Source organism: Serratia sp. CY83965 (assembly GCF_052166375.1).
Taxonomy (GTDB): domain Bacteria; phylum Pseudomonadota; class Gammaproteobacteria; order Enterobacterales; family Enterobacteriaceae; genus Serratia; species Serratia marcescens.
On record NZ_JBJNOV010000019.1, the window covers coordinates 139242 to 164419 of the forward strand.

Sequence of the window (25178 nt, forward strand, 5' to 3'; positions counted from 1 at the left end):
GCGCCGTGGTGAAACCCTTCTTACGCAGTGGCAGTTTGGATGATGTGCTGGCTTTAGGCGAAAACGGGCAATCGATCTACGCCTGCGCGCAGCAGCTGCGGGAAACCCTGCGTCTTCGCCGGCAGCAGCAGGCCGCCGACTGTCTGGCGATCCCCCAGCCGAACGAAAGCGGCACCCGCATCGACTGGTATGCGCCCTTTCCGGGCAAGGTGACCTCCTGGCTGGCGGCGAGCGACGCCCAGCGCGCGCAGGCGGTTCGCCATCTGGAACACTGCCTGACGACCTTCCGCAGCCTGACCGAACAGGCCCGGGCGACCGATCACCCCAGCCATCGCCTGTTCGGCGCGCTGCTGACCAAAGCGATGCATATTCCCGATCCCAACCACGTCTACCTGGTGGACGATCGGCCGGTGCTGACCTTTTGGGGCTTTATCAAACCGCAGGCGCAGAGTCCGGACGATCCTTTAGCCTGCCTGCGCCCTGCCGAAACGGAGGTAGAAAAACCGGCGCCGATCGCCGCCGCTCCGCGCAAACCGGCCGTTATCGAGCCGGCCAAATCGGCTCCGGCGGCAGAGCCTGAACCGGTGCCCGCCCCGGCGACGCCCGTCGAATCCCCTGCCGCTGTTCGCCCGCGCCGGCGTCACGCCCTCTGGCTGTTACCGGTACTGCTGCTAGGCAGCGCGGCGCTGGCCGCCTGGCTGCACCGCTCGCCGCCGCCGCAACCGGCGATGCCGGCGGAGGTGCGCCATCCGGCAGCGCCGGAAAAAACCGCCGCGCCGTTGCCTGAGCTGCGCTTGCCGCTGGCGCACGCCACGCTGATGCCGCCGCCCCCGGCGCCGGCCATCCCGCAACCGCTGGACAAAAATGCGCTGGTGCTGCCGCCCGAGGCGGTGAAGGCCGGTTCCACCCGTTTCCTTAACGGCAAATGGCGCGCCACGGTGGCGCTGAAAGATCCGATCACCGGCAAGCGCCCCAGCCTGCAATACCGCCTGAACGCGGGCAAAGGCAGCGCCGTCATCGCCTACGGCGACGGCGTCACCTGCCGGGCGGCGGTCGAGGCCGGGCTGATGCAGTCCGGCAATCTGGTGATCAACAGCCGCACCAAGGCGCGCTGCAGCGATGGCAGCCGCTATCAGATCCCGGAAATCGTTTGCCGCCAGGGCGAAACCGGCGCGGCGGAGTGCACCGGCCGCTACGATGCGGACACCACCTATCCCATGACGTTCAAGCGCGAGAGTAAATGATGCTGGCCCCCCTAACTGACTACAAACACGGCATTACGCTGATTCAGGACAGCGGCATTCAGTTTCTGGACTTTGCCCTGACGCCGCGACTGGACGCCGAGTTTCCCGGCAAATTCGTGCGCAAGACCGCCAGCGGCCCGCTGCTGCGCCTGCAATGGGAGGCCGAGAGCGGCAAATACCAGTTGCCGGCCGTGGGCGACCAGGCCGCCGAAGTGGTGCGGCCGGAGTTCAGCTATCCGCTGCAGCAGTCGCTGCACCTGCTGGATAAGCTCTGGCTGCCGCTGCCCTTCTTGCGCCACACCCCGGCGGGCCTGTTTTTGTCGGGCCCGGACAACTGGGCGCGCCTGCAGGTGGTGCAGCTGGATGAACCGGATCAGGACGGCAACCTGCTGCGGGTGGTGCTGGCCTTCGACACCCGCGCCGCCGCGCCCGGCCAGGAAGCATTGGCGCCAAGCGAGAGCGATCTCGGCGCCGGCCTCAGCTTCGCGCTGGCGCACCGCAACCACGAGCTGGGCGAGTTCCTCGATCTGACCTGGGTGGACGGCTGGCTGCGCGAGGCGTTCAGCCAGCGCGCCGCCGAGCGGGAACAGCGCACCGAGGCGGAGATCAACGCCGGGCTGAAAACCTTCGAGTATCAGGCGCACTACCTCAACCTGTTGCACATGCTCGGCCATCAGTTGACGGTGCCGCAGATAAAAATGGCGGCGGCGACGCTGCAACAGCCGGCGATCGACGTCGATCTGGTGCTGGACGTCGGCAATTCTCACACCTGCGGCGTGCTGGTCGAGGACCATCCGGAAGAGAGCAACGGCCTGAAGCAAACCTATGAGCTGCAGCTGCGCTCGCTGTCCGAACCGCACTGCGTCTACAACGAACTGTTCGAGAGCCGGGTGGAGTTTTCTCGGGCCTCGTTCGGCAAGCCGCATCTGTCCTTCCAGAGTGGACGCGACGACGCCTTCCAATGGCCGTCCATCACCCGCGTCGGCCGTGAAGCCGCGCAATTGGCGCAGCGACGCGAAGGGCATGAAGGCACCACCGGCATCTCCAGCCCACGGCGCTATCTGTGGGACGAGGAGCGCTATGCGCCCGGCTGGCGCTTCAACGAGCGGCACGAGCCGATGGCCGCCGCCGCGCCGTTGACCACCTTGATCAACGACGAGGGCGTGCCGCTGTCCGCCCTGCCGACGTCCCAACGGCTGCCGGTATTCGCCGCCCATTACAGCCGCAGCGCGGTGATGAGCCTGATGCTGAGCGAGCTGCTGGCGCAGGCGCTGATGCAGATCAACAGCATCGCACAGCGCAGCCGCATGCCGAACGCCGCCGCGCCGCGCCGTTTGCGCGCCATCATTCTGACGCTGCCTTCGGCGATGCCGAAGCCGGAGCGCGAGATTTTCCGCCGCCGCATGCAGGAGGCGATCGGGCTGGTGTGGAAGGCCCTCGGCTGGCACCCGCAGGATGCGCCGTTCGACGGCGCGCGCACCCGCTTCCCGGCGCCGCAGGTGCAGATGGAGTGGGACGAGGCCACCTGCGGCCAGATGGTCTATCTGTACAACGAAACCCAAGTGAACTTCGCCGGCCGCACCGACGCCTTTTTCGCCGCCATGGCCCGGCCCGACCGGCCGCTGGCGCCAAGCGAACAAGCGGGCAAAACGCTGCGCATCGCCTCCATCGACATCGGCGGCGGCACCACCGATCTGGCGATCACGCACTACTCGCTCGACGACGGCGTGGGCAACAACATCAAAATCAACCCGCGCCTGCTGTTCCGCGAGGGCTTTAAGGTCGCCGGCGACGACATCCTGCTGGACATCATCCAGCAATTTGTTCTGCCCGCCGTGCAACAGGCGTTCGAAGCCGCCGGCGTGAGCGCCGCCGCGGCGCTGATGGACAAACTGTTCGGCAACGAAGGACGCATGGACGGGCTTTCCACCCTGCGTCAGCAGGCCGCGCTGCAGATCTTCATGCCCGCCGGACGCGCGCTGCTCAGCGCCTATGAAGAATACGATCCGCTGGACAGCCGGGCGGAAATCGCCGCCAGCCTGGGCGATCTGCTGCCGCAGCCGCCGACGCCGCAGGTGCTGGCGTTTATCAACGGCGAAGTGCAGCGCGAAGCTGACAGCAACGCCTTCGATATCCTGCACACCCCGCTGGTGATCCGCCTGGCCGATCTGCACGCCGCCTTCTTGTCCGATCGCATCGGCATCGGCCGCTGCCTGCGCCTGCTGGCTGAGGTGGTGGCGCTGTACACCTGCGACGTGCTGCTGCTGACCGGCCGCCCGGCGCGCTTCCCCGGCGTGCAGGCGCTGCTGCGCCACCTGCAGCCGCTGCCCGCCAGCCGCATTCTGCCGCTGGAGGGGTATCACACCCGCAGCTGGTACCCGTTCAACAAACGCGGCCGTATCGACAACCCAAAATCCACCGCCGCCGTGGGCGCCATGCTGTGCCTGCTGGCAATCGACCTGCGGCTGGAGAGCTTTTACTTCAACGTCGGGGATTTCCAGCCCTACTCCACCATTCGCTATCTGGGCATGCTGGACGGCAACAACATGCTGGCGGACGATAACGTCTATTACCGCGACATCGATCTGGATCGCGCCGATTTCGCGCTCGATCCCGCCGGCAGCTTCCAGCTGCGCGGCCCGCTGCGCCTGGGCTTCCGCCAGTTGGACAACGAACGTTGGCCGGCCTCGCCGCTCTATACGCTGACCATCAATGACGCCCAGTTGGCGCGTAAGCTGGCCGGTGACGCGGTGATCGGCCTGCGGCTGGCCATCACCGCCAGCGCCGAACAGGGCGCCGAAAGCGTCAAGATCGCGCAGGCGGTGCTGGCCGACGGCAGTGCCGTCCCGGCGCACCATCTGCAACTGAAACTCAATACCCTGGCTGCCAGCGCCTCCGGCGCGACCCACTACTGGATAGACAGCGGGAGCATTTACCCACGATGAAAGCGACTACCACCGTCCAATCAGCCCCAAATAACGCGCTCAGCGCCGGCATTCTGCAGGCGATCGACTGGGTGGACGCCGCGCGCCGGCAGTCCGCCCGTTTGGAACAGGAGGCGGATCGCCTGACGCTGCGCCTGCGCCGTTGCCATAATCGCGCCGTCCAGTTGGAAAACACCCAGCCTGCGCAGGTCGCCATCGGTTTGTATGGCCACAACGCCGCCGCCAAGGCCCACTTGCTGGCGGCGCTGGCCCCTGGCGCAAAGCGCTTCAGCGCGGACCTTTCGCTCGCGGTGCGCTACTGCACGGCGGCCGAGGCGGGGCCCGCCGAGTATCCGATCGCCCTCGCCCTGCTCAATGAAGCGCAGTGGCTGGCCATCACGCTCGATGCCGCCGCGATGGGCGGCTTCCGGCTGGACTGGGACGCCCGCGCGATCGCCGGCCATCTGCAAACGTTGGCACGCCACCGCCAAGCCGTCGCCCCCGACGGCCTCAGCGACAGCGATGTGCTGGCGCTGTGGGATAGCCAACGCCGCCACGGCGACAAGGGGCAACAGACGCTGGACAGGCATTTCTGGCCGCAGGCCGTGGCGCTGGCGCCGCAGCTGAGCATCGACGATCGCGCGCGCCTGTTTGCACCGCTGTGGGGAGAAGAAGCGACGCTGACGACGCATTATCGCCAGCTGGCACATACGCTGCATGCCCTCGGTGACAGCCGGCGGGTTCATGCCCCGCGCCGCGCCTTGACGCTGCTGACCGCGAGCGCCGCACCGGAAAACACGGCAATCGTCGTGATGGCCGAACACGGCGGTGAACGGGAGATCGCGCTGAGCGATCTGGCCTGGCTGACCGCCGAAGTGACCACCGGTCTGCCGCAGACGGCGCAGGCGGGCCTGCCCGCCGACGTGGCGCTGATCGACCTGCCCGGCAGCCGCGCCCGCCCGCAGGCGGAGCCGGCGCAGCGGCTGCAACAGGCGAAACGCGCCCATTTGCTGACCCGCTGCGCGGACGGCCTGCACGCCAACCTGCTGCTGGTGACCGATGCCGCCGCCGCGCCGCAGGACGCCGCGCGCATCGGCCATGCGCTCGCCGGTTGGGTCGACCACACCCAGGGGGAAACCCCGGCGCTGCGCCAACGCCGCAAACCCGGTTTAATTTGGGCAATCACGCCGTTCGACTCACGCCAGGAAGGCAAACCGCGCCCTGACGACGCCGTTCAGCGTCAGGTCGGCGAACCCGGTGACAGCTGGGCCACGCTGCTGGCGCTGGATGAGCAGGATTGCCGCCGCATGGTGAACTACCTGGCCGCACAGGCGCGCCCGGCCCACAAGCAAGCGCGCCTGCTCGAGCTGCGCGAAGAGTTGCAGCGCGAGCTGACGGACAGCCTGCTCGGCAACTGGCTCACCGCCGCCGATCCGTACGCGACCCAGCAACGCGCCCAACAGCTGCTGCGCGCGCTGCAGGCACAGGCCGGCCGCCACGGCGAACTGCTGGAACGACTGTTGCCCCAGCGCGATACGCTGCGCCAGCTTTACCAGCAACAGCAGCACGCCGCGCCGACCCCGGCGACGCCTGCGCCGTTCGGGCTCGACATCGATCTGTTCGGCGCACCGGAAACGCCGGCCTCCGGCGAGCCCCCCGCGTCACCCTTTGCCGCGCGGGTATTCGCGGATTGGATCAACCATCTGCGCAGCCTGCCGGACAACCGCCGGTTGCTGGATCTGCTCGGTGTCGACAAACCGCATCTCGAACTGCTGGTCGATGCGTTGATCGGCGCCGCCTGCCGCCAGCGGCTCGACGACGAACTGGAGCGCGCGCTGTGCGCCGGCGGCCTGCCGGAACAGGGAGAAGATCGGCAGATCAGCCAGGCGCTGGCGCTACTGGGCGACTTCGTCGCCTGGCTCGGCTTCCAGCGGCGCGATGCGGCAACGCGCCCCGAGAGCCGCGTCAATCCCGGCCAGCCGATCTTTACCCCGCCGCCGCAGCCGGCGGTGGACTGGAGCGGCCAGCAGCGGCTCACCCGGCTGGCGCCGACGCCAACCAAAAATACCGCGTTTTATATCTATGACTGGCTGATCGGCCTGCAGACCCTGCTGGCGGAAAATGCCGCGCAGGCGCAGCCCGCGCTGGCAGACGAGCAGCGCGGCGCACTGACGGCGATCGTCGCCGCCCTACGCGCTGTGCCGTAGCGGGCGCAAGCCGGGCCGGACACCGCCGCGCAGTCAGTGGCAGGCCGGACCGGCCGACATCACTTCGCGGAAATGGGTGACCAGCGGGCGCAGGTTGGCCTTGTGCCACACGGCCCACAGCTGCGTGGTGTATTGCATCCAGGGCAGTTCGCGCAGCACTACGCCTTGCGGCGCGTTATGCCGCAGGCTGTGCTGGATCAACGTCATCCCCAATCCGGCGGCGACCAGCCCCAGCGCGGTCAGCGGCTCGCCCGCCTCCAGCCGAATATCCGGATCGAACCCGGCCTTCACGCAGGCCGCCACGAAGTCGTCGCGCGAATGGGCATCCTCTTTGTGGATCACCGAGATCCAAGCCTGATCGGTGAGATCCGCCGGCTGCAGCGTTTCCCTGTCCGCCAGCGGATGCGTCTGCGGCAAGGCCAGCAGCATGCGATCGTCCAGCACCTGCGTATATTCAAAATCCGGATCCGCGCGATCCGGCGCCGTATTGACCAGCGCCACGTCCAGGCTGCGCTGCCGCAGCCCTTCCAGCTGCATGGAAGAAGGCTGGCTGTAAAGCACGATATGCACATCCGGCCGGGAAACCCGCAGCGACCGCAATGCGTTCGACAAGACGCCGGAGTGCATCGCATTTTCGATATAGCCGATGCACAGCCCGCCGTCTTCCCCCCGCCCCAGGCGGCGCCCGAGCGATTCGAGCCGGGTGGCGTGCGTCAACAGCGCGCGGGTTTCGGCCAGAAACGTCTGGCCGTCGGCGGTCAGGCGGATGCGCTGCTGATTGCGCTCGAACAGCATCAAACCCAGACGTTCCTCAAGCTGGGAAATCTGCCGGCTCAGCGGTGACTGGGAAATGTGCAGCCGTTCGGCGGCGCGGCCGACGTGCTCCTCTTCCGCCACCGCGACGAAGTATTTCAACTGACGTAAATCGATCATCTCAGACCTCAAAGGACTTAACTTAGACAAATTATGTCCTATCAAGTCACAACTTGCCAAGTTATCTTTAGCCTCGTGACGGGGCAGACGCTGTATGAGCCCCACAAGTTTCCCTGAAAAGATAACGTATTGAGGATTCACCATGAGCATCAAAAATATTTTACCCGGCAAGATCGGTTTGGGCGGCGCGCCGCTCGGCAATATGTACCGCGCCATTCCAGAAGAAGAAGCGCGGGCTACCGTAACCAGCGCCTGGGACTTGGGCATCCGCTACTTCGACACCGCGCCGCTTTACGGTTCCGGCCTGTCGGAAATTCGCATGGGCGAAGCGCTTTCTCAGTACCCACGCGATGAGTTCGTACTGAGCACTAAAGTGGGCCGCATCATGCTGGACGAAATGGAAGATCCCGCCGCCCGCGATCTGGGTGAGAAAGGCGGCCTGTTCGAACACGGTTTGAAAAACAAGATCCTGAACGACTACTCGGAAGACGGCACGCTTCGCTCCATTGAAAACAGCCTGAAGCGCCTGAAAACCGACCGTCTGGATATCGTCTGGATCCACGACGTCGCTCAGGATTTCTACGGCGACAGCTGGCTGGAACAGTTCAATATCGCCCGTACCGGCGCCTTCCGCGCGCTGTCCCGCCTGCGTGACGAAGGCGTGATCAAAGCCTGGGGACTCGGGGTTAACCGCGTCGAGCCTTGCGAGCTGACGCTGGCGCTCGATGAACCTAAACCGGATGCCTTCTTGCTGGCCGGTCGCTACAGCCTGCTGGATCACGAACGCGCCCTGCAACGCCTGATGCCGGAAGCGCTGGAACAGAATGTCGATATCGTCGTCGGCGGCCCATACAGCTCCGGCGTGCTGGCCGGCGGTGAACATTTCGAATATCAGAAAGCGTCCCCGGCTATTCGCCAGCAAGTCGCGAAAATCAAAGAGATCGCCGCTCGCTTCCAGGTAGACGTCAAAGCCGCTGCGCTGCAGTTTGCGCTGGCTAACCCGGCCGTCGCCGCCGTGATCCCCGGTTCGAGCCGTCCTGGCCGCATGGCCGAAGATCTGGCTGCGCTGGATGCAGTGATCCCGGCTGAGTTCTGGGCGGAGATGCGCCGTCAGAAACTGGTGGCCGACAACGCGCCGCTGCCGATTCGTTAAGTTTTATGGGGCCGCCCCCCGGCCCCATTACCCACATTACAGAGTGATATACATGATGAAACTGGATCTTTCAGGCAAAGTCGCCGTCGTCAGCGGCTCCACCTCCGGCATCGGCTTGGGCATCGCGCGCGGACTCGCCAAAACGGGCGCCACCGTGGTGATCGTCGGCCGTCAAAAAACCGGGGTCGATAACGCTATCGCCGACATCAGCGCCAACGTGCCCGGCGCGCAAGTGCGCGGCGTGGTCGCCGATCTCGGCACGGAACAAGGGGCAGAAACCCTGTTCGCCGCGGAGCCTAAAGCTGACGTGCTGATCAACAACCTGGGCATTTTCAACGATAAAGACTTCTTTACCGTGCCCGACAGCGAGTGGATGCACTTCTATAACGTCAACGTCCTCTCGGGCGTGCGTCTGGCGCGCCACTACGCGCAGAACATGACCGAACAGGGCTGGGGACGCATTATTTTCGTATCGTCCGAATCCGGCGTCGCCATCCCGGCGGACATGATCAACTACGGCGTGACCAAAAGCGCCAACCTGGCGGTGTCTCACGGCCTGGCGAAACGCCTCGCCGGCACCGGCGTGACGGTCAACGCTATCCTGCCAGGGCCAACCTTTACCGAAGGCCTGCAGGAGATGCTGGCGGAAGCGGCGGCCAAATCCGGGCGCAGCGCGCGCGATCAGGCCGACGAGTTCGTTAAAACCGAACGCCCAAGCTCCATCATTCAGCGCGCGGCGGACGTCGATGAAGTGGCCAACCTGGCCGTTTACCTTGCGTCCCCGCTGTCTTCGGCCACTACCGGTGCGGCGCTGCGCGTCGACGGCGGCGTCGTCGACACCCTGGCAATGTAATTCCGTACCCTAAACCGATATCAAGAGAGAAAGAAAATGGCTAATACATCCGTATCTATGAACATCCCGGCATCCGCCGACACCGTATGGCAACTGATCGGCGGCTTCGACGCCCTGCCTGACTGGCTGCCGTTCATCCCGAAAAGCGTCATTTCAGAAGGCGGCCGCGTGCGTACCTTAACCACCGCCGACGGCGGCACCGTCATCGAGCGGCTGGAAGCGTTCGACAACCGTCAACGCAGCTACAGCTACTCCATCATGCAGGCGCCGTTCCCGGTGGTGAATTACCTGTCCACCCTGTCAGTACACGCCACCGACGACGCCAACGTGGCGCGCGTGGAATGGTCGGGCAGCTTCACGCCGGTCAACATCAGCGACGACGAGGCCGTCGCCCTGTTCAGCGGCATCTACCAGGGCGGCCTGGATGCGCTGAGCGGCAACTTCCCGCGCTAACGCCGGTATGCTCAAGCGCTCGCGGCCGATGGTGAAAGCCATTGGCCGTTTTTTTTGGCTTTAGCTCTGGAGCAGGATAAATCCGCCAGCGCCGTTTATGCTGTAAAGGAGACTTCCGTTTGAGGAGATGGCCGTGCGCCCTTTCAGCCTGAAGACTATCGACCATGTGGTGCTGCGCGTGCGCGATATGCAGAAAAGCCTGCATTTTTATACCCAGATCGTCGGCTGTGATATCGCCAAACAGCGGCCGGATTTGGGGCTGATGCACCTGCGCGCCGGAGCGGCCATGATCGATCTGGTGGATATTAACGGCGTGTTGGGGAAAAAAGGCGGCGCGGCGCCCGATCGTCACCGGCAAAATGTCGATCACGTCTGCCTGCGCATCGATCCTTTCAACGAGGACGAGCTGCTGGCCTATCTGCGAGCGCAGGGGATCGGCGTGGATCCCGCCGAATCGCGCTATGGCGCTGAAGGCGACGGCCCGTCCATTTATTTCAGCGATCCGGACGGCAATCGCGTGGAATTGAAGGGGCCGGCGATCGGCTAGATCCTGGCGCTCCCGTTGATGTCGGACAGCCGTTGGCGATCCGTCACCCACAGTGACTTGTTTTTAAATTGAATGATGCCGTCCGCCGCGAGCTGCGCCAGCGCGCGGCTCAGCTGTCTGACGGAGATGCCCAATCTCGCCGCCAGCGCCTCCCGGTTTTCCAGCTCAATCAATTCCCCTTCGTTCTTTATCTTGAATAATAAAAATTTTCGCAGTTTATACTCCGCCGTAAAAACGCCGTTCGCATGCAGCAAAGAGGCATTCAGCAGCTTAGTGCTCAATTGCCGGCAGATAAAGGTGAGGAACGCCGGGTCGCTCAGGGCGTGATTGTTGATGGCCTCTATCGGTGCCGCGAGGAGCAGCGCGTCGGTCACCGCCTGCACGGTGCTGAACAGCGTGCGCTGCGTCTGGGAGAACAGCTCCAGATCGCCAATCACCGAGAAATCCGTTTCGAAGGAAAAGACAATGTGCGCGCCATTCACATCAAAATTCTCAACCTGCAATTTTCCCTGCACGAGAAAAAACAGGTGGGTCAAACGATCGCTTTGCGTCACCAGGTATTCGCCGGCTTCGACGCTGACCAGGCGCAGTGCGGCGAGCAGCGTGGGCGAAAGCGCCGTTCGCAGATCGTGAGCGTCGATAAAAGCTTCTTTTAGCTTGCTGTCACCGACCGTTTTCAAGGCGATTCACTCCCAGGGCTCATCCTTAAACGTCTTACATCCTCGCTTTCGACTGCGTTCAGCATAGCCGACGCGCTTCAGAACGAAAAAGGACATCTGACCTTTTTTGCCTTAGGTCGTCTGGGTACTTTCTCCGCATAGCCCACCCGAGGAGATGGCCATGCGACATATTTTGATAGATACCGATACTGCTTCCGACGATGCCGTCGCGCTGCTGATGGCGTTGCGCGCACCCGACGTGAAGGTGGAAGCGATCACCACCGTCGCGGGAAACTGCCCGCTTGAACAGTGCGTCAAAAATGCACTTATCTGCGTGGAAAAAGCGGGAACCTATGCGCCCCCGGTTTATGCCGGCATGGCGAAACCGCTTTTCCGAACGCGTTATCATTCGCACCATATTCACGGCGAAGACGGCATGGGCGACATGGCCTTGCCCGATCCGCGCCAGAGCGCCGAACCCGTTCATGCCGTGGACGCCATCATCGACTGCGCCGCACGGCTCAATGGCGAGCTGGAAATCGTCACCCTCGGGCCGTTGACCAATCTCGCGATGGCGGTGCTGAAAGCGCCCACGCTGGCCGAAAAAGTGAAGAGGGTTTATGTGATGGGCGGTTCCGGGCTGATGCCCGGCAATATCACCCCGCTGGCCGAATTTAATTTTTACGCCGATGCCGAGGCCGCGCACCTGGTGCTCACTGCCGGGCTGCCGCTCACTCTCGTCGGCTGGGAGATCGGCATGGGGGAAGCGTTTATCGACGAACGCGATATAGAACGATTGAATAACCTCGGCGAACTGGGACGCTTTGCCGTGCGCTGCAATCGCGCGCTGATGGCGTTCAACGCACGGCGTACCGAACGCAAAGGGTTTGATTTGCCCGATCCGACCACCATGGCGGTGGCGCTCTATCCGGATATCGTCGAGACCAGTCTGGAGGCGTATTCCTGGGTTGAATATAAAAGTGAGAGGTCTTACGGCCATTACGTCATCGATTCCACTCAGCTTACCGGCGAACCGGCCAATGCGCGCGTGATTACCCGCATTAAGCCCGGCCTGTTTAAAGAAAAACTGTTCTCGTTGTTATCTCAGCCGTTAATGAAATAAGTGACTCGCATGAAATTCGATCCAAGAAAATTGAAGAAAGTGGAATTACACGTTCATTTGGATACCTGTTTAAGCTACCACTATTTAAAAAAGGTCGACCCGCAAATAACCAGAACGGCATTTAATCGGCAATTTGTCGCGCCGAAACGATGCGCCGATCTGGGGGACTTTCTAAGCAAGATAGCGCCGCAAATAGATCTATTGCAGACACGCCAGGCGATAACGCTGGCCGTCGAGGACTTATTCGCGCAGTTGGCGGCGGATAATGTCATCTATGCCGAGCTGCGCTTCGCGCCGCTGCTGCATACCCGGCTGGGGTTAAGCGATGAAGCGGTGGTCGAGACGGTGCTGGCGGCCATGCATCACGCCTCGCGGGCTTACGGCATCGCCGCCGGGCTGATCCTGTGCACGCTGCGGCATTTCGACGCGGCCGCCAGCCTGCAAACGGCGAAACTGGTTATCGATTATCAGGGAAGCGGCGTGGTGGCGCTGGATTTGGCCGCCGATGAAGCGCGTTACCCGCTGACCCACCATGTGGCGGCCTTTCGCGCCGTGCGTGCCGCCGGCGGCAACGTCATCGCCCACGCCGGCGAGGCGAAGGGCGCCGACAGCGTACGGGAAACGCTGGAGCAGCTACAGGTGTCGCGCATCGGCCACGGCGTCAGAAGCATCGAGGACCCTGCGCTCGTCGAGCGTCTGATAGCCACCGGCGTCCTGCTCGAGATCTGCCCCAGCTGCAATCTCGTCTGCAATCTGTTCGACAGCATCGACGATCATCCGATAGATCGGCTGAAAAGGATGGGAGTGCGGCTGAACGTGAATACCGATGCGCGCACCGTCGCCGACACCACGCTGAACAAGGAGTATCAGCTGTTGCATGACGCCTTCGGCTGGCAGGATGACGATTTTAACCGCAGCAACCGACAGGCGCTGGAGGCGAGCTTTCTCGACGGAAACACTAAAATGAAATTAATGAATCAGCTCAAGGCCGGGCCAATGTGACCCGGCACGTGTCAAGGCTGAGCGGGTTTTAACGCCCCTGCGCCGCCAGCGCCTGGGCGCAGGCCCAGGCCGAACTCCAGGCCCACTGGAAGTTGTAGCCGCCCAGCCACCCGGTCACGTCCACCACTTCGCCGATGAAATAGAGCCCTGGCGCCTTGTGGGCCTCCATCGTCTTGGAAGAAAGTTCGTTGGTGTCAACGCCGCCGAGCGTCACTTCCGCCGTGCGGTAGCCTTCGGTGCCGTTCGGCTGCACGCGCCAGTTCTGCAACAGATCCACCAACGCCGCCTGTTGCGGCGCATTCAGTTGCTTCAGCGTCGCCTCCGGCAATTGTCCCAGGGTCTGCAAACACTCCACCAACCGCTTCGGCAAATGCAGCGCCAGGGTGTTTTTCAGGCTTTGGTTCGGGTGCTCTTGGCGTTGGTTATCCAGGAAGCCCGCCAGATCCAGCTCCGGAAGTAAGTTAACGCTCACATACTCACCCGGTTGCCAGTAGCTGGACAGCTGCAATACCGCCGGGCCAGAGAGACCACGATGGGTGAACAGGATGCTTTCACGGAAGCTGACGCCGTTCTCGGCGGTGATCACCGCCGGCACCGACACGCCGGACAGCGTCTGCACATGCTCCAGCAGCGGCTTATGCAGGGTAAAAGGCACCAGCCCGGCGCGCGTCGGCAACACTCTGAGGCCGAACTGCTCCGCCAGTTTGTAACCGAACGGCGACGCGCCCAACCCCGGCATGGATAATCCGCCGCTGGCCACCACAAGTGAGCGAGCACTTACTTTTTCGCCATTGAGCGCCAGCTGGTAGCCGCTCTCGGTTTTCTCCACGCCCAACACTTCGCTGCGCAGGCGCATCGTCACCTGGCCCAGCTCGCACTCTTTAACCAGCAGATCCACCACCTGCTGCGCCGAATCGTCGCAGAACAGCTGCCCCAGCGTTTTTTCATGGTAGGCGATGCCGTAGCGGTTGATCAGATCGATGAAGTCCCACTGGGTGTAGCGCGCCAGCGCCGACTTGCAGAAGTGCGGGTTGTTCGACAGATAGGCCGCCGGTTCGGCGTACATGTTGGTAAAGTTGCAGCGCCCGCCGCCGGACATCAGGATCTTGCGGCCCGGTTTTTTGCCGTTGTCGAGCAGCAACACGCGGCAACCGAGTTGCCCCGCCTGCGCGGCGCAAAACATGCCGGCGGCGCCCGCCCCAATCACTACGACATCAAACTGTTCCACTTGAGCCTCACTTATCAAAACCACAATCGCGACAAAAGAGCGCCATATTACGCCGTTTCGCCGCCGGTCACCGCCAAATTCACGGCGGAAGATTGTAAAGCCCCGGCGCCGCCAACGCCACAGTAAGAAAATATTACAGAGGTCAGAGGAGAATAACGCGTTGATATTCAATATTTTTGTTATAGGCGCGTCATCGTTTCGTCATGTCCAAATCAAAAAAACGTCATATTTTCCTTTTCCCCGGCCCCGGTTGTCACTGATAATGCGCGGCGTTCATGTCCACAAACTGGCGTAACGCTTATGCTGCATTTGTTCGCTGGCCTGGATTTCCATACCGGCCTGATGTTAATTCTCGCATTGTTGTTCGTGTTGTTTTATGAAGCCATCAACGGTTTTCATGATACGGCCAATGCGGTCGCTACAGTTATTTATACCCGCGCCATGCGCTCGCAACTTGCGGTCGTGATGGCAGGTTTGTTCAACTTTCTTGGCGTAATGCTCGGCGGTTTGAGTGTTGCTTACGCCATCGTCCACTTGCTGCCTACCGATCTGTTGTTGAACGTCAGTTCAGCACACGGATTAGCCATGGTCTTCTCCATGCTGTTGGCGGCAATCATCTGGAACCTCGGCACCTGGTATTTCGGTCTGCCGGCGTCCAGTTCCCATACGCTGATAGGCGCAATCATCGGTGTCGGTTTAACCAACGCCCTGATGACCCACACTTCGGTGGTGGATGCGCTTAACGTCCCGAAAATGATTGGGATTTTCCTTTCTCTGCTGTTCTCGCCGCTGGTCGGCATGATGGTGGCGGGAGTGATGGTGTTCGCCTTGCGCCGCTATTGGAGTGGCACCAAGAAACGCCAGCGTATCCACATGACCCCTGCGGAACGTGAAAAGGTCGACGGCAAACGCAAGCCGCCGTTCTGGACCCGTATCGCGCTGATCCTGTCGGCGATTGGCGTCAGCTTCTCGCACGGCGCCAACGACGGCCAGAAAGGCATCGGCCTTATCATGCTGGTGCTGATCGGCGTTGCGCCGGCCGGCTTCGTGGTCAATATGAATGCAACCGGTTATGACATCACCCGTACGCGTGACGCCGTGACCCACCTGCAGCAATATTACCAGCAGCACGGCGACGCGCTGTCGCATGCGGTGTCGCTGACGCCGCTGGTGCCAAGCCCGGATGACGAAGCTGCGTCTGGCAAGCCTGCCGAGTTCCACTGCGACAGTTCGCGCGCCATGCCGGCCATCGAACTGGCTCAGGGCATGCTGACCAACCTGCAAAGCTACGATCAGCTGACGGTTGACCAGCGCAGCCACCTACGCCGCCTGCTGATGTGCGTGACCGACACGGCGGATAAAGTCGCCAAGCTGCCGGAAACCTCATCCGCCGACCAGCGCTTCCTGAAGAACCTGCGTCAGGATCTGCTGCAGACCGTCGAGTACGCGCCGATGTGGATCATCGTCGCCGTCGCGCTGGCGCTGTCGCTCGGTACCATGGTGGGCTGGAAACGCGTGGCCACCACCATCGGCGAGAAGATCGGCAAGAAAGGCATGACCTACGCCCAGGGCGTATCGGCCCAGATGACCGCGGCGCTGTCGATCGGCGTGGCGAGTTATACCGGCATGCCGGTCTCCACCACCCACGTCCTCTCTTCGGCGGTTGCCGGGACGATGATTGTGGACGGCGGCGGCGTGCAGAGCAAAACCGTGAAGAACATCCTGTTGGCCTGGGTACTGACCCTGCCAATCTCGATTCTGCTTTCCGGTGCGCTGTATTGGGTTGCGTTGAAGCTTATCTAAGCGATAAGCACCACGAGAAAGGCGGCCGCAGGGCCTAATGCCAGTCAGTTAAGCCTGACTGGCATTTTTTTATCCATCCTCTGGGCGTTCTGTGCAGGAGAATTGCCGTAAAACCCTCGCATTTCTCTGATGCCGTAGCGAACGGCAATTGTAGGGGCCGATGGCGCGGGTTGCCAGGGGCCGCGCCTTCGGCCCCTGGCTCGGTCGAGTGACAGGAGCTTCATGATGCACCTCTCATTTATCGACCGAAAACGTCACGAGTACTTCAAAAAAACGCTAACTGATAAGCATTAGGCCGCAGGGCCGCCTTGTTTTTGCCTGCATCAAGGGAAACAGGAAGGCATTAATACCAGATCATCAGCGCTATCAAGCTGATGACCACCAGGCCGCACAGGGCCGAAGTCAGCATAAACTGCCCGCGCACCCGCTCACAGCGGCGAATAAACTCCGGATCGTGGTGTTCGACATAGCGCTGCGCGAAGATATAGCGCACCAGCCTCAGTTGCTTGCTGGGTTGGCCGTGGGCGGTGAAGAAGCCGCCGCCGTCGACGTATTGGTACAGCAACGGGTCACAGCCGCGCAATACCACCAGCAACGCGCGCAGAGAAGAGTAATACCGCACCATGTTTACCACACACACCACACATAAGGCCCAAAACAGCGCGACGGTACTGATCATGATTACCCCCTCAAGGCGTTGTTATCCGCGGCCATCCGCCGGGTCCAACCGCCCTACCTCATTACCCGATACTCTGCTGGAGCTTACCGCTCTCATCCCCTTTTTTTGCCTGCACGAGCCACGCCCATAACCCACCGCCTCCAAAGACGTTGCCGCGCCGCACAGAGAGATTTGCACGGCATGGTTCTACTCAGAGGAGAAATGGTGAAGCCCATATTCATCATTGTAGGTTAATGGAACGCAAACTGGCCTGAGCAGTGGATAAAATTTACCGCCCTGTACCGAAAAGTCACCTGCCGGGGCGTTATAAGCGATAACCATCCGTTTCGATTATGTCGCATTTCTGGATAGTCTATCCCGCGCTGCGCCGCTGATCTTTCCCCCCACGCTGGCTAGACTCAGGTTTCCGTTACGTTCATCCAAGGAAACTGTTATGGCAAACCATTCAATCAAGGGAAAAACCGTCCTCATCGCCGGCGGCGCCAAGAACCTCGGCGGGCTGATCGCGCGCGATTTGGCTGAACAAGGCGCCAAAGCGGTGGTGATCCACTACAACAGCGCCGCTTCCAAAGCCGAAGCGGAAAAAACCGTCGCCGCCATTCAGGCCGCCGGGGCGCAAGGTGTCGCGCTGCAGGCCGATCTCACCACCGCGGGCGCGGTCGAGAAGCTGTTCGCCGACGCGGTCGCCGCCGTCGGCAAGCCGGATATCGCCATCAATACCGTCGGCAAAGTGTTGAAAAAGCCGATGATCGACATCAGCGAAGCCGAGTACGACGAAATGACCGCGGTCAACGCCAAAACCGCGTTCTTCTTCCTGAAAGAGGCGGGCAAGCACCTTAACGACAACGGTAAAATCTGCACGCTGGTCACCTCGCTGCTCGGCGCCTTCACGCCGTTCTACGCCGCTTACGCCGGCACCAAAGCACCGGTGGAGCACTTCACCCGCGCCGCCGCCAAGGAGTTTGGCGAACGTGGCATCTCCGTGACGGCGGTCGGCCCCGGCCCGATGGATACCCCGTTCTTCTACCCGGCTGAAGGCGCGGACGCCGTGGCCTACCACAAGACGGCGGCGGCGCTGTCGCCGTTCAGTAAAACCGGCCTGACCGATATCGAAGACGTGGTGCCGTTCATCCGCCATCTGGTCAGCGACGGCTGGTGGATAACCGGCCAAACCATCCTGATCAACGGCGGCTACACCACCAAATAAGTTCGACGGGGGCGGAGAGGCCCCCGCACCTGCTCGCACGCAACCGCGCCATGCGGCTACACTCTACTGTCAGAAACGGCGCCAAGGAGCAGCAGGTCAGCGAGATGGACAGATTCAATCAATACCGCGTATTCGTACAGGTGGCGGAAATGGGCAGCTTTATCCGGGCGGCCCATGCGCTGGAGGTGCCGCGCGCCTCGGTGTCCGCCGCCGTGCAGCAATTGGAAACGCAACTGGGCGTACGGCTGCTGCACCGCACCACGCGGCAAGTGCGGCTGACCGCCGACGGCGAACAGCTGCTCGAGCGGCTGCGTCCGCTGCTGGCCGAAGTGGAAGACATCGATCAGTCATTTCAGGCCAGCCAGCGGCAGGCCTCCGGGCGGCTCAGCGTCGACGTGCCGAGCCGCATCGCCCGCCGGCTGATCGCGCCGGCGCTGCCCGGCTTGCTGCGGCGCCATCCTCACCTGCAGCTGGCGCTCGGCTCCGCCGATCGCGCCATCGATCTGGTGCAGGAAGGGGTCGACTGCGCGGTGCGCGTCGGCGATCTGCACGACAGCAGCCTGGTGATGCGCCCGCTCGGCCATATCGCGCTGATCAACTGCGCCAGCCCCGCCTACCTGAGCGAATTCGGTCATCCGCTCCACCCCGGCGATCTCGCCGAGGGGCACTGGAGCATCGGCTACGCCTCGCCCAGAACCGGCCGCGAATCCCCCTGGGAATACCTGACCGGCGACGGCCATACGCAACGGCTCGAACTGCCCAGCCGGGTGGTGGTCAACAACGCCGAAAGCTATATCGCCTGCTGCCGCGCGGGGCTGGGGCTGATGCAAATCCCGCGCTACGACGTACAACACCTGCTCGACGCCGGTGAACTGGTGGAAGTTCTGCCCGGTTACCGCGCCGCCTCCATGCCGATCGCCCTGATCTACCCCCATCGCCGCCAGCGCTCAAGGCGTCTGGCGGTGTTCCATGAGTGGTTTGAAAGCCTGCTGCAGCCGCATCTGGAGCGCTGATTGCACATTTAGCGCTATACTTTGTTTAATAACGCTTATAATTCAAGCGGTCAGACCGTTAAAACCCGCATAACCCATAGGCTTTTACGCCGCGCGGGTGTACAACGAAAGGTATCGTGCGCAGAGATTTCCGATGCGGCGCAGTGTGATCGCCCCAACATATCATTGCGTTATCCAAATGATACTATGGAACCAACAGCGCCAGGCGGGTACACGGAACGCCTGCTAACCCTTTTTAATCGGCATGTTTATGGAAGGAGTATTCTTATGGCTTACAAACACATATTGATCGCGGTGGACCTATCCCCGGAAAGCAAGATCCTGGTAGAAAAAGCCGTCTCTATGGCGCGGCCGTATAACGCCAAAGTTTCTCTGATCCACGTCGATGTCAACTATTCCGACCTCTATACCGGCCTGATCGACGTCAATCTCGGCGACATGCAAAAACGCATCTCTGAAGAAACCCATCAGGCGCTGACCGAGCTGTCGCAAAACGCCGGCTACCCGATCACCGAGACCCTGAGCGGCAGCGGCGATCTGGCGCAGGTGCTGGTGGACGCCATCAAGAAATACGATATGGACCTGGTGCTGTGCGGCCACCATCAGGACTTCTGGAGCAAGCTGATGTCTTCCGCGCGCCAGCTGATCAATACCGTGCACATCGATATGCTGATCGTGCCGCTGCGCGATGAAGAAGACGAATAAAGTAAGCGCCTGCTAACTTAACTGACCAACGCCCGCGCCCTGCGGGCGTTTTTCATGCCGCCACGCCGATTAATCGCTTGATAATCAACCGCCCTCCGATGATATAGTCGCTAAAGACACAACATCCTCCCCCGGGCATCGCCTATACCCATATCTATAAGAAATAGCGGGGGAAATTTAATGCGAAAAGGAGTTATCCATGGAATATGCCGTATCGGTAGAGTCTTTCCTGTCCTCGTTACAACGCCATAACCCCCACCAGCCGGAATATCTGCAGGCGGTGCGCGAAGTGTTCACCTCGCTGTGGCCGTTTATCGAACGCAATCCGCGCTATCGCGAACAGGCGCTGCTGGAGCGCCTGGTGGAGCCCGAGCGCATCATTCAGTTCCGCGTCAGCTGGGTGGACGATCGCGGCCAGGTGCAGGTCAACCGCGCCTTCCGCGTGCAGTTCAACTCGGCCATCGGCCCCTACAAGGGCGGCATGCGCTTCCATCCGTCGGTGAACCTGTCGATCCTGAAGTTCCTCGGCTTTGAACAGACCTTCAAGAATGCGCTGACCACCCTGCCGATGGGCGGCGGCAAAGGCGGCTCCGATTTCGATCCCAAGGGCAAAAGCCAGGGGGAGATCATGCGCTTCTGCCAGGCGCTGATGACCGAGCTGTATCGCCATCTGGGCCCGGACACCGACGTGCCGGCCGGGGACATCGGCGTCGGCGGCCGCGAAGTCGGCTTTATGGCCGGCATGATGAAAAAACTGTCCAACAACACCGCCTGCGTGTTTACCGGCAAAGGCCTCTCCTTCGGCGGCAGCCTGATCCGCCCCGAGGCGACCGGCTACGGCCTGGTGTACTTCACCGACGCCATGCTGCAGCGCCACGGCCTGGGCTTTGAGGGCATGCGGGTGGCGGTATCCGGCTCCGGCAACGTGGCGCAGTACACCATCGAGAAAGCGCTGGAGCTGGACGCGCGCGTGATCACCGTGTCGGATTCCGGCGGCACCCTGGTGGACGAAGACGGTTTCACCACCGAGAAGCTGGCGCACCTGGCGGAGATCAAAAACCAGCGTTACGGCCGGGTGGCGGACTATGCACGTGAGCGCGGTCTGACCTATCTGGCGGGCCAGCAGCCGTGGAGCGTGCCGGTGGATATCGCCCTGCCGTGCGCCACCCAGAACGAGCTGGATCTCGAGGCGGCGCAGACGCTGATCCGCAACGGGGTGAAAGCGGTGGCGGAAGGCGCCAACATGCCGACCACCATCCAGGCCACCGACGCCTTCCTTGACGCCGGGGTGCTGTTCGCGCCCGGCAAGGCGGCCAACGCCGGCGGCGTGGCCACGTCGGGGCTGGAGATGGCGCAAAACGCCGCGCGCATCGGCTGGCGGGCGGAAAAAGTGGATGTACGTTTACAACATATCATGGCGGATATTCACCATGCCTGCGTGGAATACGGCGGCGAGGGCAAGCAAACCCACTATGTACACGGCGCGAATATCGCCGGTTTCGTTAAGGTTGCGGAGGCGATGCTGGCCCAGGGCGTGCTGTAATCGGGCGCAAAGGTGATCTTGTTCACACATCGATTAAATGCTTCAATGCCGGCTCCTTCGCCGGCATTTTTTTCCGCGTCCAAGCCATCGAAATGATGCGAATACGTTAATTAAAAGTTAATAAAAAGTTATTTAAAGCCGTTTAGTTGGTAGTAAATTTACCACTGCCAAATAATTAAACATTTATTTAACATTAAATGCGTCAATATTTTACTTAAATGTGCGCAGATCACATTTTGTTAACTTCGGCTACGCCCCCTCTTCCATTCCTTTGTAATCTGCAGCGGTGGAAAAACCGCCACCCCTACAGATAAAAAAGGTACAGCTAATGAAATTTAACCTCGCATTATTAAATGCATGTGTGGTTTCTGCGTGCATGTTATCGACAACACCTGTGTTCGCCGCTGATAAATATGAGATTGCCGTGGTCGCCAAAGTGACCGGCATTCCGTGGTTCAACCGCATGGAAGTGGGCGTCAACGAAGCGGCGAAAAAACTCGACGTCAACGCTTACCAGACCGGCCCTTCTACGCCGGATCCGGCCGCGCAGGTCAAGGTGATTGAGGATCTGATCGCCAAGAACGTCAACGCCATCATCGTGGTGCCGAACGACGCCAAGGTGCTGGAACCGGTGCTGAAAAAAGCGCGTGACAAAGGCATCGTGGTGCTGACCCATGAATCCCCGGACCAGCAGATCGGCCAGTGGGACATCGAGACCATCGACAGCGAGAAATACGCGCAGGCCAACGTCGATGAACTGGCGAAAGACATGGGCGGCAAAGGCGGCTACGCCATCTACGTCGGCTCGCTGACCGTGCCGCTGCACAACGCCTGGGCCGATTCCGCCATCAAGTACCAGAAAGAAAAATACCCGGACATGTTTGAAGTCACCTCGCGCTTGCCGGTGGCGGAAAGCATCGACAAATCCTACGCCACCACGTTGGATCTGATGAAAACCTATCCGCAGATGAAGGGCATCATCGGCTTCGGCTCGCTCGGCCCGATCGGCGCCGGCCAGGCGGTGGCCAAGAAGCGCGCCAAGGACAAAATCGCGGTGGTGGGCATCGCCATGCCGGCGCAGGCCGCCCCTTACCTGATGCGCGGCGACATCAAGAAAGCGCTGCTGTGGGATCCGAAAGACGCCGGTTATGCGCTGGTGACGGTGGCCGATCAGCTGCTGCAGGGCAAGGACGTGAACAAAGACCTGTCGATCGAGGGTCTCGGCAAGGCCGACGTCGATATGGAACACAAAGTGATTCGGTTTAATAAGATTTTGGAAGTGACCAAAGACAACGCCAAATCGCTCGGATTCTGATTTTTCGCGTAATTTCGCTACACCGGGAAAGTAGTTAAACCCTCGTAGGGGCGCAGCGTTGCTGCGCCCAGGGCTTCGGCCGCTACGCAAGCACAGGTTAACGTTATGACAGCCTCCCCCGCATTTATCACCCTGGAGAATATCAGCAAGCGATTCCCAGGCGTGCTGGCATTAGACCAGATCAACCTGACGCTGAATAAAGGCGAAGTGCACTGTCTGGCCGGGCAAAACGGCTGCGGCAAAAGCACCATCATTAAAATCATCTCCGGCGTCTATCAGCCGGAAAAAGGCGCCAATATTTCGCTGGAAGGCAAACTCTTCCACGCCCTGACGCCGCAGCTGTCCGGTTATTACGGCATACAGGTGATCTACCAGGACCTGTCGCTGTTCCCTAATCTGACGGTGGCGGAAAACATCGCCATCCACCGTTACCTGCCCGGCGGCCACTTCTGGGTGCGCAAGCGGGTGATGCGCCAGACGGCGCTGGACGCCATGGCGCGGGTCGGCGTACACATCGATCCCGATAAAAAGGTGGAAAAACTGTCAATCGCCGATCGGCAGCTGGTGGCGATTTGCCGCGCCATCGCCGCCGAGGCGCGGTTGGTTATCATGGACGAACCGACCGCCTCGCTGACCCGCCAGGAGGTCGACGGCCTGCTGCGGGTGGTTAACGAACTGAAAGCAGCCGGCATCTGCGTGGTGTTCGTCAGCCACCGATTGGATGAAGTGATGGAAGTCGCCGATCGCATCAGCGTGATGCGCGACGGCAAGCTGATGGGCACCTGGCCGGCCAGCGAGCTGGACAGCCATGAGCTGGCGTTCCTGATGACCGGCCAACGCTTCCATTACAGCCCGCTGCCGCCGCTGCCGCCGGCCGAACAGGCGCCGCTGCTCGAGGTGCGCAACCTCAGCCGCGGCGAGAAATACCGCAACGTCAATCTGGCGCTGCGCGGCGGCGAGATCGTCTCGATCGTCGGCCTGCTCGGCGCCGGCCGCACCGAACTGTGCCTCAGCCTGTTCGGCATGACGCGGCCGGACAGCGGCGAGATCCGCATCGAGGGCCGGGCGGTGCAGCTGCACAACAACCGCGAAGCGGTGCGCCACGGTATCGGCTATGTGTCGGAGGATCGTCTGACGCAGGGATTGATCATGGAGCAATCGATCTACGACAACACCATCGTCACCGTCTTCGATCGGCTGCATACCTCGCTCGGGCTGCTGGATCACGCCAGGGCGACCGAGCTGGTCAACCGACTGATCCGCGATTTGAACATCAAGGTGTCCGACAGCGCATTGCCGGTGAAAACTCTCTCCGGCGGCAATGCCCAGCGCATCGCCATCGCCAAATGGGTAGCGACCCAGCCGAAGATCCTGATCCTCGACTCGCCCACCGTCGGCGTGGACATCGCCAACAAAGAGGGGATCTACCAGATCGCCCGCGATCTGGCGCAGCTGGGCATGGCGGTGCTGATGATCTGCGACGAGATCCCGGAAGCCTATTACAACAGCCATCGGGTGATGGTGATGCGCAAAGGCGAGTTGATCGCCGAGTTCGCGCCGCACCAGAGTACCGAACAACAGATCGCCGAGGTGGTGAATGGATAAGTCATTATTGGCCCGCTTGGCCGGGCGACACGAGTTTTATCTCGGCCTGTTGGTGTTGCTGCTGGCGATCGGCCTGAGCGCCGGCACCGATGAGTTTCTGACGCTCGGCAACCTGACCGATGTCGCCACCAGCTACGCCATTCTCGGCATCCTGGCCTGCGGGCTGTTCGTGGTGCTGATCGCCGGCGGCATCGATATTTCGTTCCCGGCGATCACCGCCATCGCCCAGTACGTGATGGCCAGCTGGGTGATCCAGCACGGCGGCGGCTTCCCGCTGGCGTTCGCCCTGGCGATCGGCGTCGGCCTGCTGCTCGGGTTGGTGAACGGTTTCCTGGTGTATTGGCTCAAGGTGCCGGCGATCATCATCACCATCGCCACCCTCAACCTGTTCTACGGCCTGCTGGTATACGCCACCAACGGCACCTGGCTGTACGGCTTCCCGGACTGGTTCATGAACGGCATCAACTGGTTCTCGTTCCAGGGCGCCGACGGCTACGACTACGGTCTGACGCTGCCGCTGCTGTGCCTGCTGGCGACCATCGTCGTCACCGGCGTGCTGATGAACCGCACCCGGCTGGGGCGCCAGATCTACGCCATGGGCGGCAACCGCGACGCGGCGTCGCGCCTGGGGTTGAACCTGCTGCGGCTGCACTTCTGCGTCTACGGCTATATGGGCATTCTGGCCGGCGTCGCGGCGGTGGTGCAGGCGCAGATCACCCAGTCGGTGGCGCCCAACTCGCTGCTCGGCTTCGAGCTGACGGTATTGGCGGCGGTGGTGCTGGGCGGCACCAGCATGAGCGGCGGCCGCGGATCGTTGACCGGCACCCTGCTCGGCGTGGTGCTGCTGGCCTTCCTGCAAAACGGGCTGACGCTGCTCAGCGTCTCGGCCTATTGGCACCAGGTATTCAGCGGCGCGATCATTTTGATCAGCATCAGCACCACCGCCTGGAACGAAAAACGCAAGCTGCTCAAGGAGATCTGA

General features: G+C 61.7%; 21 protein-coding genes. 17 read left to right on the forward strand and 4 right to left on the reverse strand.

Annotation, left to right across the window (positions count from 1 at the left end):
- Positions 1–5: 5 nt before the first annotated feature.
- From ACJ8PL_RS24130 to ACJ8PL_RS24140, 3 genes are read left to right on the forward strand one after another with little or no spacing between them, the layout of a single operon-like run.
- On the forward strand, positions 6–1244 hold the full coding sequence (locus ACJ8PL_RS24130; protein ID WP_110147497.1) for an SrfA family protein: 1239 nt from the start codon (positions 6–8) through the stop codon (positions 1242–1244).
- The gene (locus tag ACJ8PL_RS24135; protein WP_028130681.1) at positions 1244–4189 is read left to right on the forward strand and encodes a virulence factor SrfB; all 2946 of its coding nucleotides are present in this window, start codon (positions 1244–1246) and stop codon (positions 4187–4189) included. The genes ACJ8PL_RS24130 and ACJ8PL_RS24135 overlap by 1 nt, the downstream gene beginning before the upstream one ends.
- On the forward strand, positions 4186–6375 hold the full coding sequence (locus ACJ8PL_RS24140) for a virulence factor SrfC family protein (protein ID WP_442531433.1): 2190 nt from the start codon (positions 4186–4188) through the stop codon (positions 6373–6375). The genes ACJ8PL_RS24135 and ACJ8PL_RS24140 overlap by 4 nt, the downstream gene beginning before the upstream one ends.
- Positions 6376–6408: 33 nt before the next feature.
- On the opposite strand, the gene ACJ8PL_RS24145 is transcribed toward ACJ8PL_RS24140, so the two are convergent.
- Positions 6409–7308 (reverse strand): LysR substrate-binding domain-containing protein, encoded by a 900-nt coding sequence (locus ACJ8PL_RS24145; RefSeq protein ID WP_016930425.1) that lies wholly within the window; start codon positions 7306–7308, stop codon positions 6409–6411.
- A gap of 142 nt (positions 7309–7450) precedes the next feature.
- Between ACJ8PL_RS24145 and ACJ8PL_RS24150 the strand changes: the two genes are divergently transcribed.
- From ACJ8PL_RS24150 to ACJ8PL_RS24165, 4 genes are all read left to right on the forward strand, one after another.
- Positions 7451–8461, forward strand: coding sequence for an aldo/keto reductase (locus ACJ8PL_RS24150; RefSeq protein WP_016930426.1), 1011 nt, complete (start codon positions 7451–7453; stop codon positions 8459–8461).
- Positions 8462–8516: 55 nt separating this feature from the next.
- Positions 8517–9314, forward strand: coding sequence for an SDR family NAD(P)-dependent oxidoreductase (locus ACJ8PL_RS24155; RefSeq protein WP_028127812.1), 798 nt, complete (start codon positions 8517–8519; stop codon positions 9312–9314).
- 36 nt (positions 9315–9350) lie between these two features.
- Complete coding sequence (locus ACJ8PL_RS24160) at positions 9351–9767, forward strand: SRPBCC family protein (protein ID WP_028127813.1); 417 nt, start codon at positions 9351–9353, stop codon at positions 9765–9767.
- A 127-nt stretch (positions 9768–9894) separates the two neighbouring features.
- A complete protein-coding gene (locus ACJ8PL_RS24165) occupies positions 9895–10314 on the forward strand; it encodes a VOC family protein (protein ID WP_016930429.1) in 420 nt (139 codons plus the stop codon).
- Here ACJ8PL_RS24165 and ACJ8PL_RS24170 read toward each other — a convergent pair.
- Positions 10311–10994 carry a Crp/Fnr family transcriptional regulator gene (locus ACJ8PL_RS24170; RefSeq protein ID WP_016930430.1) on the reverse strand — a complete coding sequence of 228 codons (684 nt, stop codon included), beginning with the start codon at positions 10992–10994 and terminating at the stop codon, positions 10311–10313. The two genes, ACJ8PL_RS24165 and ACJ8PL_RS24170, sit on opposite strands and share 4 nt — an antisense overlap.
- A 160-nt stretch (positions 10995–11154) precedes the next feature.
- Between ACJ8PL_RS24170 and ACJ8PL_RS24175 the strand changes: the two genes are divergently transcribed.
- Both ACJ8PL_RS24175 and add read left to right on the forward strand, forming a co-directional pair.
- Positions 11155–12096 carry a nucleoside hydrolase gene (locus ACJ8PL_RS24175; protein WP_016930431.1) on the forward strand — a complete coding sequence of 314 codons (942 nt, stop codon included), beginning with the start codon at positions 11155–11157 and terminating at the stop codon, positions 12094–12096.
- A gap of 9 nt (positions 12097–12105) precedes the next feature.
- A complete protein-coding gene (gene add, locus ACJ8PL_RS24180) occupies positions 12106–13098 on the forward strand; it encodes an adenosine deaminase (protein WP_028127815.1) in 993 nt (330 codons plus the stop codon).
- Positions 13099–13126: 28 nt separating this feature from the next.
- On the opposite strand, the gene ACJ8PL_RS24185 is transcribed toward add, so the two are convergent.
- Complete coding sequence (locus ACJ8PL_RS24185; protein ID WP_016930433.1) at positions 13127–14326, reverse strand: NAD(P)/FAD-dependent oxidoreductase; 1200 nt, start codon at positions 14324–14326, stop codon at positions 13127–13129.
- A 300-nt stretch (positions 14327–14626) separates the two neighbouring features.
- Between ACJ8PL_RS24185 and pitA the strand changes: the two genes are divergently transcribed.
- Positions 14627–16129 carry an inorganic phosphate transporter PitA gene (gene pitA, locus ACJ8PL_RS24190; RefSeq protein ID WP_016930434.1) on the forward strand — a complete coding sequence of 501 codons (1503 nt, stop codon included), beginning with the start codon at positions 14627–14629 and terminating at the stop codon, positions 16127–16129.
- Between the two features lie 343 nt (positions 16130–16472).
- Here pitA and uspB read toward each other — a convergent pair whose 3' ends face one another.
- The gene (gene uspB / locus ACJ8PL_RS24195) at positions 16473–16808 is read right to left on the reverse strand and encodes a universal stress protein UspB (protein ID WP_016930435.1); all 336 of its coding nucleotides are present in this window, start codon (positions 16806–16808) and stop codon (positions 16473–16475) included.
- Between the two features lie 433 nt (positions 16809–17241).
- On the opposite strand from uspB, the gene ACJ8PL_RS24200 reads away from it, so the two are divergent.
- The 7 genes from ACJ8PL_RS24200 to ACJ8PL_RS24230 all read left to right on the forward strand — a co-directional run bounded on the left by ACJ8PL_RS24200 (position 17242) and on the right by ACJ8PL_RS24230 (position 25178).
- Positions 17242–18015, forward strand: coding sequence for an SDR family oxidoreductase (locus ACJ8PL_RS24200; protein WP_033639172.1), 774 nt, complete (start codon positions 17242–17244; stop codon positions 18013–18015).
- Positions 18016–18119: 104 nt separating this feature from the next.
- Entirely contained in the window at positions 18120–19028 is a 909-nt protein-coding gene (locus tag ACJ8PL_RS24205) for a LysR family transcriptional regulator (protein WP_016930437.1), read from the forward strand.
- A gap of 267 nt (positions 19029–19295) precedes the next feature.
- Positions 19296–19733 (forward strand): universal stress protein UspA, encoded by a 438-nt coding sequence (uspA, locus tag ACJ8PL_RS24210; RefSeq protein ID WP_004930988.1) that lies wholly within the window; start codon positions 19296–19298, stop codon positions 19731–19733.
- A gap of 199 nt (positions 19734–19932) precedes the next feature.
- Entirely contained in the window at positions 19933–21276 is a 1344-nt protein-coding gene (gene gdhA / locus ACJ8PL_RS24215) for an NADP-specific glutamate dehydrogenase (protein ID WP_016930438.1), read from the forward strand.
- Positions 21277–21604: 328 nt separating this feature from the next.
- Positions 21605–22591, forward strand: a complete 987-nt coding sequence (locus ACJ8PL_RS24220) for an autoinducer 2 ABC transporter substrate-binding protein (protein WP_028128102.1) — start codon at positions 21605–21607, stop codon at positions 22589–22591.
- A 105-nt stretch (positions 22592–22696) separates the two neighbouring features.
- On the forward strand, positions 22697–24196 hold the full coding sequence (locus ACJ8PL_RS24225; protein ID WP_123867961.1) for a sugar ABC transporter ATP-binding protein: 1500 nt from the start codon (positions 22697–22699) through the stop codon (positions 24194–24196).
- Positions 24189–25178: an ABC transporter permease gene (locus ACJ8PL_RS24230; RefSeq protein ID WP_442531434.1), complete on the forward strand. Its 990-nt coding sequence runs from the start codon at positions 24189–24191 to the stop codon at positions 25176–25178. Before ACJ8PL_RS24225 ends, ACJ8PL_RS24230 begins: the two co-directional genes overlap by 8 nt.